11 protein-coding genes are annotated in these 12,713 nt (G+C 61.4%); all 11 read right to left on the bottom strand.

The genetic code is table 11. The features are described from left to right. Nucleotides 1-15: 15 nt before the first annotated feature. Nucleotides 16-1,323, bottom strand: coding sequence for a lipoprotein-releasing ABC transporter permease subunit (locus ACSQ8R_RS05410; RefSeq protein ID WP_436252437.1), 1,308 nt, complete (start codon nt 1,321-1,323; stop codon nt 16-18). 84 nt (nt 1,324-1,407) lie between these two features. Continuing rightward, entirely contained in the window at nt 1,408-2,733 is a 1,326-nt protein-coding gene (gene proS / locus ACSQ8R_RS05405) for a proline--tRNA ligase (RefSeq protein WP_436252436.1), read from the bottom strand. 536 nt (nt 2,734-3,269) lie between these two features. Beyond that, complete coding sequence (locus ACSQ8R_RS05400) at nt 3,270-3,539, bottom strand: DUF1467 family protein (protein ID WP_436252435.1); 270 nt, start codon at nt 3,537-3,539, stop codon at nt 3,270-3,272. Between the two features lie 102 nt (nt 3,540-3,641). Then, nucleotides 3,642-4,046, bottom strand: coding sequence for a methylmalonyl-CoA epimerase (gene mce, locus ACSQ8R_RS05395; protein WP_436252434.1), 405 nt, complete (start codon nt 4,044-4,046; stop codon nt 3,642-3,644). A 242-nt stretch (nt 4,047-4,288) separates the two neighbouring features. Continuing rightward, nucleotides 4,289-5,956 carry a ribonuclease J gene (locus ACSQ8R_RS05390; protein WP_436252433.1) on the bottom strand — a complete coding sequence of 556 codons (1,668 nt, stop codon included), beginning with the start codon at nt 5,954-5,956 and terminating at the stop codon, nt 4,289-4,291. A gap of 9 nt (nt 5,957-5,965) precedes the next feature. Then, the gene (locus ACSQ8R_RS05385) at nt 5,966-6,736 is read right to left on the bottom strand and encodes a biotin--[acetyl-CoA-carboxylase] ligase (protein ID WP_436252432.1); all 771 of its coding nucleotides are present in this window, start codon (nt 6,734-6,736) and stop codon (nt 5,966-5,968) included. Between the two features lie 2 nt (nt 6,737-6,738). Further along, nucleotides 6,739-8,181 (bottom strand): NADH-quinone oxidoreductase subunit NuoN, encoded by a 1,443-nt coding sequence (gene nuoN, locus ACSQ8R_RS05380; protein ID WP_436252431.1) that lies wholly within the window; start codon nt 8,179-8,181, stop codon nt 6,739-6,741. A gap of 18 nt (nt 8,182-8,199) precedes the next feature. Beyond that, nucleotides 8,200-9,711: an NADH-quinone oxidoreductase subunit M gene (locus ACSQ8R_RS05375; RefSeq protein ID WP_436252430.1), complete on the bottom strand. Its 1,512-nt coding sequence runs from the start codon at nt 9,709-9,711 to the stop codon at nt 8,200-8,202. Then, nucleotides 9,711-11,711, bottom strand: coding sequence for an NADH-quinone oxidoreductase subunit L (nuoL, locus tag ACSQ8R_RS05370; protein WP_436252429.1), 2,001 nt, complete (start codon nt 11,709-11,711; stop codon nt 9,711-9,713). Before nuoL ends, ACSQ8R_RS05375 begins: the two co-directional genes overlap by 1 nt. Nucleotides 11,712-11,718: 7 nt before the next feature. Then, a complete protein-coding gene (nuoK, locus tag ACSQ8R_RS05365) occupies nt 11,719-12,027 on the bottom strand; it encodes an NADH-quinone oxidoreductase subunit NuoK (RefSeq protein WP_436252428.1) in 309 nt (102 codons plus the stop codon). Nucleotides 12,028-12,049: 22 nt separating this feature from the next. Beyond that, complete coding sequence (locus ACSQ8R_RS05360; RefSeq protein ID WP_436252427.1) at nt 12,050-12,664, bottom strand: NADH-quinone oxidoreductase subunit J; 615 nt, start codon at nt 12,662-12,664, stop codon at nt 12,050-12,052. Between the last annotated feature and the right edge of the window lie 49 nt (nt 12,665-12,713).

Here is a 12,713-nt window from a genome sequence, read left to right as displayed (position 1 = left end):
GAAGTATGCCAAGTCCTATTCGTATCGAAGGGCCTGGACAGGATCGAGCCGGGAGGCCCGCCATGCCGGGAAGATGGTGGCGATGAAGGACAGGACCAGCGCCATCATGACGACCGAGAAGGTCTCGCCAAAGCTCATTTCAGCCGGCAGCTGGCTGAGGAAATAGAGCTCCGGATCGAAGAGGATGGTGCCCGAGATCCAGGAGAAGAACTGGCGGATCGATTCGACGTTCAGACAGACGACCACGCCAAGCAGCACGCCCGCGAAAGTACCGACGAGGCCGATCGCCGCCCCGGTCATGAAGAAGATGCGCATGATCGCGCCCGCGCCGGCGCCCATGGTGCGCAGGATGGCGATATCGCTGCCCTTGTCCTTCACCAGCATGATCAGGCCCGAGATGATGTTGAGCGCCGCCACCAGCACAATCAGCGTCAGGATCATGAACATGACGTTGCGCTCCACCTGAAGGGCGGAGAAGAAGGTCTGGTTGCGCTGCCGCCAGTCGGTGATGAAGATCTGGCGGCCGGCCGCCGCCTCGATCTTCGGGCGCAGGTCATCGACATTGTCGGGATTGTCGATGAACAGCTCGATCGACTGCACCAGGCCCTCGGCATTGAAATAGAGCTGAGATTCCTCGAGCGGCATATAGATGATCGTCGCGTCGTATTCCGACATGCCGATCTCGAATATCCCGGAGACCGGATAGGATTTGACGCGCGGATTGACGCCCATCGGCGTTACGTCGCCTTCCGGCGAGATGAGGGTGATCTGGTCGCCGGCCGACAGGCCGAGCTGGGCCGCGAGCCTGGACCCGACCAGCACGCCCTGCCCCGAGGCAAAACCGACCATGTCGCCCGACTTGACGTTGCCGGCGACTTCCGAGAGCTTTTCGAGGTCTTCCGGGCGCACGCCACGCACCAGCGCGCCGGAACCCGCACCGCCGCGGCCCGATGCCAGCGTCTGGCCTTCGACCAGCGGCAGCGCCATCCGCACACCCGGTACGGCCGAGAATTTCTGGGTGAGTTCCGCGTAATCCGTCAGCGGCCCGTCGATCGGCTGGACGATCATATGGCCGTTGATGCCCAGGATACGCGAGATCAGCTCGGTGCGGAATCCGTTCATGACTGCCATGACGATGATCAGCGTCGCGACGCCAAGCATGATGCCGATGAACGAGAAGCCGGCGATGACCGAGATGAAGGCTTCCTTTCGGCGCGACCGCAGGTAACGCCAGGCGACCATCCGCTCAAAGGCCGAGAAAGGACCGGCCGCAGGCGAACCACCCGCCTTTACCGCTTCACCATTCGCCGCGACGCTCGCCATGCCGTTTCCTCAATTTTGTGGTCGCAATTCCGGACGGAAAACCGCTTCACACTCTTCCTGGAATTGCTCCGGCGGCCTGCCGGCTTATCGGCCGGCGAGCCTGTTCATGGCCGCCTCGACGGTCAGCGTTTCGCGCTGGCCGGTCTTGCGGTCCTTGACCTCCACCTCGCCACCTGCGGCGGAGCGGGGTCCGACAATCACCTGGACCGGCACGCCGATCAGGTCGGCGGTCGCGAACTTGGTGCCGGCGCGCTCGTCCGTGTCGTCGTAGAGCACGTCCTTGCCGATCGTTTCGAGACCGCCATAGAGCGTTTCGCAGATCCGGTCGCAGGCCTCGTCGCCGGGCTTCATGTTGATCACCACGACGTCGAACGGTGCGACCGATGCCGGCCAGATGATTCCGTTGTCGTCATGCGATGCTTCGATGATGGCGGGAACAAGGCGTGTCGGGCCGATGCCGTAGGAACCCATGTGGACATGGTGTTCCTTGCCGTCCGGTCCCTGCACCTTGGCGCCCATCGGCTCGGAATATTTGGTGCCGAAATAGAAGATATGGCCAACCTCGATGCCGCGGGCGGACAGCCGGTCGGTCTCGGGGATGGCGTTGAAGGCTTCCTCGTCGTGCATTTCCGAAGTCGCCGCATAGACCGAGGTCCACTTGTCGAACACGGCCTGCATGGCCCCGACATCATCGAAATTGGTGTCCGTACCGGGAATGTCGAAATTGACGAAATCCTTGTGGGAAAACACTTCCGACTCGCCGGTCTCGGCCAGGATGATGAACTCGTGGGACAGGTTGCCGCCGATCGGGCCGGTATCGGCACGCATCGGGATCGCCCGCAGGCCCAGACGCGCGAAGGTGCGCAGGTAGGCGGTGAACATCTTGCGATAGGAATGCTCGGCATCGTCCTTGGTCAGGTCGAATGAGTAGGCGTCCTTCATCAGGAACTCGCGCGAGCGCATGGTGCCGAAGCGCGGGCGGATCTCGTCGCGGAACTTCAGCTGGATGTGATAGAGGTTGAGCGGCAGGTTCTTGTAGGATTTGACGTAGGACCGGAAGATGTCCGTGATCATTTCCTCGTTGGTGGGGCCGTAGAGCATCGGCCGCTCCTGGCGATCCTTGATGCGCAGCATTTCCTTGCCATAGGCATCGTAGCGGCCGCTTTCCTGCCAGAGCTCGGCGGACTGCAGCGTCGGCATCAGCACCTCGATGGCGCCGGCACGGTTCTGTTCCTCGCGGATAATGGCGTTGACCTTGTCGAGCACGCGCTTGCCGAGCGGCAGCCAGGAATAGATGCCCTGGCTCTGCTGGCGGACCATGCCGGCACGCAGCATCAGCCGGTGGGACACGATTTCCGCTTCCTTGGGGTTTTCCTTCAGGATGGGCATAAAATAGCGGGACAGGCGCATCGAGATTTCCGCAGTTGCCGGGCCTATCCTTCAATCCAGGAATCGCCCGTTTCTTCAGTGATATGGCGAGGGTACATAGCCGTTCCGGGGCTCCAAGGGAACCCGCCCCCGCATGAATCGCACGATGTCATGATCACACACCCGGCATCTGCAGACCCGCTAAAAATGGGGATTTCGTGGCAAACGTGCGACATTTATGTCAACTGAAAAATTTTATCGAAGTGTAGCAAAAATACAAAAAAAGCGGATGACAAAGCACATCCTTTGAGCTAGGTTCAGCTCACAAAAGAGGCAAGGAGTTCAAATTCTTGCCATTTCGCGGTCAAGTCTTGGGAGGATCAGATCTTAGGCGCGCTTGTCGCTGCCCCGGTAACGGTTACAGATCACGCGAAACTAGAAACAAGGCTTAACCGCCTTGTTTTTTTTTGCTTTTTCGCCGGCAGAACAGCCAGCGCAGCGTCTTCGCCGACGCTCCTATGCCCGTAAATCATGACAGGGAAATGACAGGCCCGACGCTCCTGCCTTATTGCCGCGCTTCAGTCGAAGGTCGGCACGATGACGGGAATATCGGCGATGCCGACGCCGAAATAGACGGATGCGACGTGGTAGCCGGCATAAATCAGTGTCGAGATCACCGTCGTCAAAAGCACGACGCGTCCGCCGCGAAACTTGCTCGGGGCGCTTTCCACGGTCCCGCTGGTCACTTCACCATCTTCCTGCTGGCTGCGATAGCCGAGCGGAAGGACGATGAAGAGCACGGTCCACCAGATGATGAAATAGATGGCCGCGACCGTCAAAAGAGGCATGATATCGACTCGATCCCGGTTCGAAGAATTGGCGCCCTTATAGGCTGAAAGGCGGGCAAGCTCAAACCTGCAGGCCGTGACGTGATGTCATAGCTGTGGGAATCATACCTGTTCGAGCTCGACCAAGGTGCCGTTGAAGTCCTTGGGATGCAGGAAAAGCACAGGTTTTCCATGGGCCCCGGTCTTCGGATTGCCGTCTCCCAGCACTCGCGCACCGGCCGCCTTCAACGTGTCGCGCGCAGCAATGATATCCTCCACCTCGTAGCAGATATGATGCATGCCGCCGGACGGGTTCTTCTCGAGGAAGGCCACAATCGGGGAGTTGGCCCCAAGCGGCTCGAGCAATTCCACCTTGGTGTTGGGAAGCTCGACGAAGACCACGGTGACGCCGTGCTCGGGCAAGGCTTGCGCCTGCGAGACGCGGGCGCCGAGCGTGTCGCGATAGGTCGAGGTCGCGGCGGCGAGATCCGGCACGGCGATGGCGATGTGGTTTACGCGTCCGAGCATGGTTGGGTCCTCCCGAGTTCAATTCAGCGCATAAGGGGCCGCGAGGCTCCCTTTGATCTCCCCCCTTGAGGGGGAGATGTCACCGAAGGTGACAGAGGGGGTGGCGACGGTGCGGCAGATCAGGTGGCCGATGAATATAAGGAGAGGTTACCCCACTCTGCCCTGCCGGGCATCTCCCCCTCAAGGGGGAGATCGAACCGTGGCGGGCGTTCTCATTCCAAAACGAACACCGCTTCCGCCCCTCAGAGCCGCGTAACGAACACCGTCACGATCGGTTTCTTGCCCCAGGCCTCGTTGGCGGCGGAGCGGACGGCGCGGCGGATCGCCTCGCGGACCATGTCGAGATCCTTGCGGCGGGCGCGCGGAATGCTCTCGACGGCGCCGAGGACGGCGTCATAGAGCGTATCCTCCATGTCTTCGCCCTCGTCGTCGAATTCCGGCAGGCCGAAAGCGATAAGATCAGGATCGGTCACGAAGTCATAGCGGGAGTCGAGCAGGACGTTGACCGACACGTGGCCGACGAAGGAGAGCTTGCGGCGGTCGCCGATGCCCATTTCCTCGAAGTCGCCGATCAGCTTGCCGTCCTTGAAGATGCGGCCATGCGGCGCATCGCCGATCACTTCGGCCGGGCCTGGCGCGAGGCGCAGAATATCGCCGTTGCGAACGCGAGGGATGCTCTTGATGCCCGCGGATGCGCCGAGCTCGGCCTGGGCGGTCAGATGCGCCGCCTCGCCGTGAACGGGCACGAGGATCTGCGGGCGGGTCCATTCGTACATCTGCACCAGTTCGCTGCGGCGCGGGTGGCCGGAGACGTGGACAAGCGCGTCGCTGTCGGTGACGATCTTGATGCCCTGCTCAATCAGGCCGTTCTTAATCTCGAGGATCGCCTTTTCGTTGCCGGGAATGGTGCGCGAGGAAAAGACCACCGTATCGCCCGAGGTCAGCGCCACGTGGCGCATCTCGTCACGGGCGATCTTGGCGAGCGCCGCGCGCGGTTCGCCCTGGCTGCCGGTCAGGATCACAACGATCTTGTCGCGCGGGATATAGCCGTATTCGTCCTCGGCGATGAACGGCTTCAGGCCCTCCATGATGCCGATATCGCGGGCGACGCCGACGACGCGCTTCAGCGAAGAACCGAGCAGCAGGACTTCGCGGCCGGCAGCATCTGCGGCTTGCGCGATCGAGCGGATACGGCCGACATTCGACGAGAAGGTGGTGATCGCCACCCGGCCCTCGGCCGCCTCGATGATCTGGCGCAGGCCCTCCGACACTTCCTCCTCGGAGGGCGAGACGCCCTCGCGCATGGAGTTGGTGCTGTCACACATCAGCGCCAGGACGCCCTCGTCGCCGATCTTGCGGAAACGCGCCTCGTCGGTGAAAGGTCCGAGCGACGGCGCATGGTCGATCTTCCAGTCGCCGGTATGGACGACATTGCCGAGCGGGGTGCGAATGACCAGAGACATCGGCTCCGGGATCGAATGATTGACGCCGACCGCCTCGATCTCGAACGGGCCGACATTGATGCGGTCGCCGGCCTTGAAGATCGTCACCGGGATTTCGGCGCGCGAACCTTCGTAGTCGCGTTTCGCCTCCAGCATGCCGGCGGTGAACGGCGAGGCATAGACGGGCACGTTGAGGCCCGGCCAGAGGTCGTTCATCGCGCCGTAATGATCCTCATGCGCATGGGTGATGATCATCGCCTTGAGATTGTTGCGCTGGCTGGCGAGGAAGCGGATGTCCGGCAGCACGAGATCGACGCCAGGCAATTCCGGTCCGGGAAAGGTCACGCCGCAATCGACCATGATCCACTGGCGCTTCTCCGGCGTTCCATAGCCGTAGAGGGCGAGGTTCATGCCGATCTCGCCCACGCCGCCCAGCGGCAGAAACACCAGTTCTTCTTGGTTTGCCATTTTCTTTGTCTATTCCATTCCTTGAAAGAATACATCACCGGCGGCGATCGGCGTAAGCGCGCCCAGTCCGGTATCGAGCAGTAGAAATCCTTTGTCATCGATACCTGCGAATGTGCCAACAAGCGAGCGATCCGGCAGGTTCACGGTAATTTTTTCGCCGATACCGCAGGCGACCTCGCGCCAGCGCCGGCTGATCTCCGGCGTGCCGCGACCCTCATTCCAGATACCCAGAACCACTGCCATCTCCCTGAAAAGATGCGCAAAAAGCTCATCTGGCGAGATGTTGGCACCGTGGTCGGCAAGCCGCGTGACCGCGTAAGCTACGCTGTCAGGCATGTGGCGGATATTGATGCCGATGCCGATGACGAGCGCGCGGCGGCCGTCCGGCAATCCTTCGCCTTCGAGCAGGATGCCGCAGGTTTTCCTGCGGCCGATCAGGATATCGTTCGGCCATTTGACATCAAGCGGTTCACCGCCCGGTGGCAGAACGGACCTGACGGCGGCGTGGACGGCGACGGCGACCGCGAGCGGCAACGAGCCGATGCGCTCCGGCGGCGCGGGATCGATCAGCAGCAGCGATGCGTAGAGATTGCCAGGTTCGGACGTCCAGGCCCGGCCACGGCGACCACGGCCGGCGAGCTGGCGTGTCGCGGTCAGCCACAACAAACCGGGATCGCCCGCGCGAGCGCGGGCGAGACATTCGCTATTGGTGGATCCGACTTCGTCGAGCGCCTCGTGGCGAAACGCATCGAGCGAGAAACGGTCCCTTTCTCCCGGCATTCTCAGAAGAAGGACTTGGCGGCCGCGCTCGCCGCCGTACCGATCGGTCCGCCGATCAGCACATAGGCAACGACGAAGAGGCCGGAGAGACCGAAGACCAGGCGCAGTTCGCCGGAGATGCGGGCGAATTCGCCCTTGGCTTCATCGAACCACATCAGCTTCACGATACGCAGGTAATAATAGGCGCCGACGACCGAGGAGAGCACGCCGATGATCGCCAGCGCATAGAGCTTGGCTTCGATCGCCGCGACGAAGACGAAGTATTTCGCGAAGAAGCCTGCCAGCGGCGGAATGCCGGCCATCGAGAACATCAGCGCGGTCAGCACCACGGCCATGAACGGCTTGGTGGAAGACAGGCCGGCAAGATCATCGACATTCTCGACATTGCCGCCTTCCTTGCGGCGCATCGCCATGATGCAGGCAAAGGTTCCCAAGGTCATGACCATGTAGATGGTCATGTAGAGGACGACGCCGGAGACGCCGGTCTCGGTGCCGGCCGCGAGGCCGACCAGCGCATAGCCCATGTGGCCGATCGAGGAATAGGCCATCAGTCGCTTGATGTTGCGCTGGCCGATCGCGGCAAACGAGCCGAGCAGCATCGAGGCAATCGACACGAAGACGATGATCTGGCGCCAGTCGGCAATGATCGGCAGGAAGGCGTCGGAGACGATCCGCACCAGGATCGCCATGGCGGCGACCTTGGGGCCGGCCGCGAAGAAGGCGGTGACCGGGGTCGGCGCGCCTTCGTAGACGTCGGGCGTCCACATGTGGAACGGCACGGCGGAAATCTTGAAGCAGGCGCCGGCCAGAACGAAGACCATGCCGAAGATCAGGCCCAGGCCACGGGTCTCGGCCGAGAGAACCTTGGCGATGCCTTCGAAGCCGGTATTGCCGGTGAAGCCGTAGACCAGCGACATGCCGTAAAGCATCATGCCGGAGGAGAGCGCACCGAGGACGAAGTATTTCAGGCCGGCTTCGGTCGAACGAAGGCTGTCTCGATTGAACGCGGCGATGACATAGAGCGCCAGCGACATCAATTCGAGCGCAAGATAGAAGGCGATCAGGTCGTTGGCGGAGATCAGCAGCAGCATGCCGAGCGTCGAGAGCACCAGCAGGACCGGGAACTCGAAACGGTTGAGCTGATCCGACTTGGCATGACCGACCGACATGACCATGGCGGTGATCGAACCAATGAGCGCCAGCACCTTCATGAACCGGCCGAAGGCATCGAGCTTGAAGGCGCCGCCATAGGCCACGCCCTCGCCGGGCATGAAGATCAGCCAGAGACCAGCGACGGCCAGCAGCGCCACCGCAAGACCCGTCACCGTCGGCGCGGACTTGTCGCCGGAGAAGACGCCGATCATCAGAAGAGCGAGCGCGCCCACGGCCAGGATGATCTCCGGCATGGAGAGCTGCAGGCTTAGGGAGAGAATTTCAGCGGTCATGTCCAGTCGTGTCCCGTCTCAGTGCGCATTGAGCGCAAGGGTTTTCGCTGCTGCCAGGGCTGCGGAATAATTGTTCACCACGAGATCCACCGATGCTGCCGTCGCATCGAAGATCGGTGCCGGAAAGAAGCCGTAGAAGATGGTGATCGCGATCAGCGGATAGAGGATCAGCTTTTCGCGGCCGGAAAGGTCGAGCAAGGCCTTCAGGCTTTCCTTCTCGAGTGCCCCGAAGATCACCCGGCGATAGAGCCAGAGCGCGTAGGAAGCCGAGAGGATGACGCCGGTCGCGGCGAAGAGCGCGACCCAGGTATTGACCCGGAAGACGCCGATGATCGTCAGGAATTCGCCGACGAAGCCGGACGTGCCCGGCAGGCCGACATTGGCCATGGTGAAGATCATGAAGGCGACGGCATATTTCGGCATGTTGTTGACGAGGCCGCCATAGGCCGAGATCTCGCGGGTATGGAGGCGGTCGTAAACGACGCCGACACAGAGGAAGAGCGCGCCGGAGACGATGCCGTGCGACAGCATCTGGAAGATCGCACCCTGCAAGCCCTGCACGTTGGCCGCGAAGATGCCCATGGTCACGTAACCCATATGGGCGACGGAGGAATAGGCGATCAGCTTCTTGATGTCGTCCTGCATCATCGCCACCAGCGAGGTGTAGATGATGGCGATGACCGACAGCGAGAAGACCAGCGGCGCGAAATGCTCCGACGCGATCGGGAACATGGCGAGCGAGAAACGGATCATCCCGTAGCCGCCGAGCTTCAGCATGACGCCGGCAAGGATGACCGAACCTGCGGTCGGGGCCTGGACGTGCGCGTCCGGAAGCCAGGTATGCACCGGCCACATCGGCATCTTGACCGAGAAGGCGGCGAAGCAGGCGAGCCAGAGCCAGGTCTGCATGCCAGCCGGGAAGCCGTATTTCAGGAGTTCGGTAATGTCGGTCGTGCCAGACTGCCAGTACATGGCCATGATGGCGAGCATCATCAGCACCGAGCCGAGCAGCGTGTAGAGGAAAAACTTGTAGGATGCGTAGACGCGGTCCTTGCCGCCCCAGACGCCGATGATGACGAACATCGGGATGAGGGTCGCTTCGAAGAAGACGTAGAAGAGCACGACGTCGAGCGACACGAAGACGCCGGTCATGACCACTTCCAGAAGCAGGAAGGCGATCATGTATTCCTTGAGGCGCTTTTCGATCGTATTCCAGCTGGCAAGCACGCAGAACGGCATCAGGAAGGTCGTCAGGATGACGAACAGCATGGAAATGCCATCGACACCGAGATGGTAGGAGATGCCGGTGCCGAGCCAGTTATGCTTTTCGACCATCTGGAAGCCGGCGTTCGAATTGTCGAAGCCGATCCAGATGAAGAGCGAGACGATGAAGGTGAAGACCGTCGTGAACAGCGAGACGTTCAAGATGTTGCGGCGCCCGAAGGGGCCGTCTTCCCGTGTCAGAAGCAGCAACAGCACGCCGACCAGCGGCAGGAAGGTGACCGTCGAGAGAATTGGCCAGTCGGTCATTAGATTGAGCTCCCGAGCATCATCCAGGTGACGAGGGCGGCGATACCGATCAGCATCGCGAACGCATAATGATAGAGATAACCGGACTGCAGCTTGACCACCCGGTTGGTGACGTCGACCACGCGGGCGGCAACGCCGTTCGGGCCGTAGGTATCGATGACGCCGATGTCACCCTTCTTCCACAGGAACCGGCCGAGCGCCTTGGCGGAACGGACGAAGAGGAAGTCGTAGAGCTCGTCGAAATACCACTTGTTGAGCAGGAACTCGTAGAGGACCTTCTGCGAAGCGGCGAGACGACGGGGCGTCGAGGGCGACTTGATGTAGAAGTACCAGGCGGTGACGAAACCGATCAGCATTGCGATGAAGGGGCTGAGAGCCACCAGCGCCGGCACATGATGGAATTCGTGCAGCAGTTCGTTATGTTCGGAGGTGAACAGCGCGCCCTTCCAGAATTCGAGATATTCCTCGCCGTAGAAGTAACCTTCGAACAGGACACCGGCCAGAACCGCGCCGAGCGCCAGGATGTAGAGCGGAACGAGCATGACGCTCGGCGATTCATGCACATGGTGCATGACGTCGGCGGACGCGCGCGGCTTGCCGAAGAAGGTGAGGAAGGCAAGACGCCAGGAATAGAAGCTGGTGAACAATGCGGCGATCACCAGGAGCGTGAAGGCGAAGCCCGAAACCGGCGAATGCGAGGCATAGGCGGCTTCGATGATCACGTCCTTGGAGAAGAAGCCGGCAAAGCCGATCGGCGTGAACGGAATACCGACGCCGGTCAGCGCCAGTGTGCCGATCGTCATCATCCAGAAGGTGATCGGGATGTGTTTCCTGAGGCCGCCCATGTAGCGCATGTCCTGCTCGCCATCGACGGCATGGATGACCGAGCCGGCGCCGAGGAACAAGAGAGCCTTGAAGAAGGCGTGCGTGAAGAGGTGGAAGATAGCCGCGCCATAGGCACCGACGCCAAGCGCCACGAACATGTAGCCGAGCTGCGAGCAGGTGGAATAGGCGATGACGCGCTTGATGTCGTTCTGGACGAGGCCGACGGTCGCCGCGAAGAAGGCGGTGATCGCGCCAACCATCGTCACCACCAGCAGGGCGTTGGGCGACAGTTCGAAGATCGGCGACATGCGGGCGACGAGGAAGACGCCGGCGGTGACCATGGTCGCGGCATGGATGAGCGCCGAGACCGGGGTCGGGCCTTCCATGGCGTCCGGTAGCCAGGTGTGCAGCAGGAACTGCGCCGACTTGCCCATCGCGCCCATGAACAGGAGCAGGCAGACGACGGTGACGGCGTTGGCCTTGTCGAGCGACATTCCGAAGATGTTGACCACCGCCTGGGCCGCATCCGGAGCACCTTCATGCGGCAGGTAGGTGGCGGCAGCCGCAAAGATCGTCTCGAAGCTGATCGAGCCGAACAGCACGAAGACGCCGGCAATGCCGAGCACGAAACCGAAGTCGCCGACGCGGTTGACGATGAAGGCCTTCATCGCGGCGGCCGACGCGGACGGCTTCTTGAACCAGAAGCCGATCAGCAGGTAGGACGCCAGGCCGACGCCTTCCCAGCCGAAGAACATCTGGGCGAGGTTGTCCGAGGTGATCAGCATCAGCATCGCGAAGGTGAACAGCGACAGGTAGGCGAAGAAACGCGGGCGATGCGGATCGTGGTGCATGTAGCCGATCGAATAGACATGCACGAGCGTCGAGACGGTGTTGACGACGACGAACATGACGGCCGTCAGCGTGTCGATGCGGAAGGCCCATTCGACGTCAATGCCGCCGGACTGGATCCAGCGCATAACCGGAACCTTGATCACCTCGCCTGCCTCGCCATGGGCGAGCGCGACGTTGAAGAAGACGATCCAGGAGAGCACGGCGGCGATGATCATCAGGCCGCTGGTCACGTATTCGGAGGCCTTTGCGCCGATCGAGCGGCCAAACAGGCCGGCGACTAGGAAGCCGATCAGGGGAAGAAAGACGATTGCCTTGTAGATCATGACCCGATCAGCCCTTCATCATATTGACGTCTTCGACGGCGATCGAACCGCGGTTGCGGTAGAAGACGACGAGAATTGCAAGACCGATGGCGGCTTCGGCGGCCGCGACGGTCAGAATGAACAATGCAAAAACCTGGCCGACGATGTCGTTCAGGAAGGAGGAGAAGGCCACCATGTTGAGGTTGACCGAGAGCAGGATGAGCTCCACCGACATCAGGATGATGATGACGTTCTTGCGGTTCAGGAAGATGCCGAATACGCCGAGCGTGAAGAGGATGGCGCCGACCGTGAGATAGTGGGAAAGTCCGATTTCCATGTGTCTGTTCCTTGTTCCCGCTTCAGACGCCCTGGCCCGGCTTGACCTTGACCACTTCGACAGCGGTCGCGGGGGTACGGGCCACCTGCTGGGAGATATCCTGCCGCTTGATGTGGGTGCGGTGACGAAGGGTCAGCACGATCGCGCCGATCATCGCCACCAGCAGCACCAGACCGGCGATCTGGAAGAAGTAGACATAATTCGTATAGAGCACGTCGCCGAGCGCGGCGGTATTGGTGCGGCTCGCCGGGTTCGGGATCGGCATGGTGATCGCCTTGGCGGCCTCGGGCGTCAGGATGCTGCCGCCGACGACGACCACCAGTTCCGCCGCCACGATAAGGCCGACCAATATGCCGATCGGGGCATATTGCAGCACGCCCGACCGCAGTTCCGCGAAGTCGATGTCGAGCATCATGACCACGAACAGGAAGAGGACCGCGACCGCACCGATATAGACGACCAGCAGGATCATCGCCAGGAACTCGGCACCCGTCAGCAGGAAGAGCCCGGCTGCGTTGAAGAAGACCAGGATGAGGAACAGCACCGAGTGTACCGGGTTCTTGGCCGAAATGACCATGAACGCCGACGCCACCGCGATGAACGCGAAAAGATAAAAGAAGATTGCCTGCAGACCCATCGTGGTGCCTTTTCGTCCCTCACCGGGATCGGGGCGAATGCCCCTACCC

The organism is Neorhizobium sp. LjRoot104, assembly GCF_964253725.1.
Taxonomy (GTDB): Bacteria; Pseudomonadota; Alphaproteobacteria; order Rhizobiales; family Rhizobiaceae; genus Neorhizobium.
This window is presented reverse-complemented; position numbering and strand designations above follow the sequence as displayed.

Bases quoted from the DNA above. Each gene is read 5' to 3' on its own strand.
- nuoK (WP_436252428.1), bottom strand. From the start codon at position 12,027: ATGGAAATCGGACTTTCCCACTATCTCACGGTCGGCGCCATCCTCTTC.
- ACSQ8R_RS05390 (WP_436252433.1), bottom strand. From the start codon at position 5,956: ATGGCAAACCAAGAAGAACTGGTGTTTCTGCCGCTGGGCGGCGTGGGC.
- ACSQ8R_RS05385 (WP_436252432.1), bottom strand. From the start codon at position 6,736: ATGCCGGGAGAAAGGGACCGTTTCTCGCTCGATGCGTTTCGCCACGAG.
- nuoL (WP_436252429.1), bottom strand. From the start codon at position 11,711: ATGATCTACAAGGCAATCGTCTTTCTTCCCCTGATCGGCTTCCTAGTC.
- ACSQ8R_RS05410 (WP_436252437.1), bottom strand. From the start codon at position 1,323: ATGGCGAGCGTCGCGGCGAATGGTGAAGCGGTAAAGGCGGGTGGTTCG.
- mce (WP_436252434.1), bottom strand. From the start codon at position 4,046: ATGCTCGGACGCGTAAACCACATCGCCATCGCCGTGCCGGATCTCGCC.
- proS (WP_436252436.1), bottom strand. From the start codon at position 2,733: ATGCGCCTGTCCCGCTATTTTATGCCCATCCTGAAGGAAAACCCCAAG.
- ACSQ8R_RS05400 (WP_436252435.1), bottom strand. From the start codon at position 3,539: ATGCCTCTTTTGACGGTCGCGGCCATCTATTTCATCATCTGGTGGACC.
- ACSQ8R_RS05360 (WP_436252427.1), bottom strand. From the start codon at position 12,664: ATGGGTCTGCAGGCAATCTTCTTTTATCTTTTCGCGTTCATCGCGGTG.
- nuoN (WP_436252431.1), bottom strand. From the start codon at position 8,181: ATGACCGCTGAAATTCTCTCCCTAAGCCTGCAGCTCTCCATGCCGGAG.
- ACSQ8R_RS05375 (WP_436252430.1), bottom strand. From the start codon at position 9,711: ATGACCGACTGGCCAATTCTCTCGACGGTCACCTTCCTGCCGCTGGTC.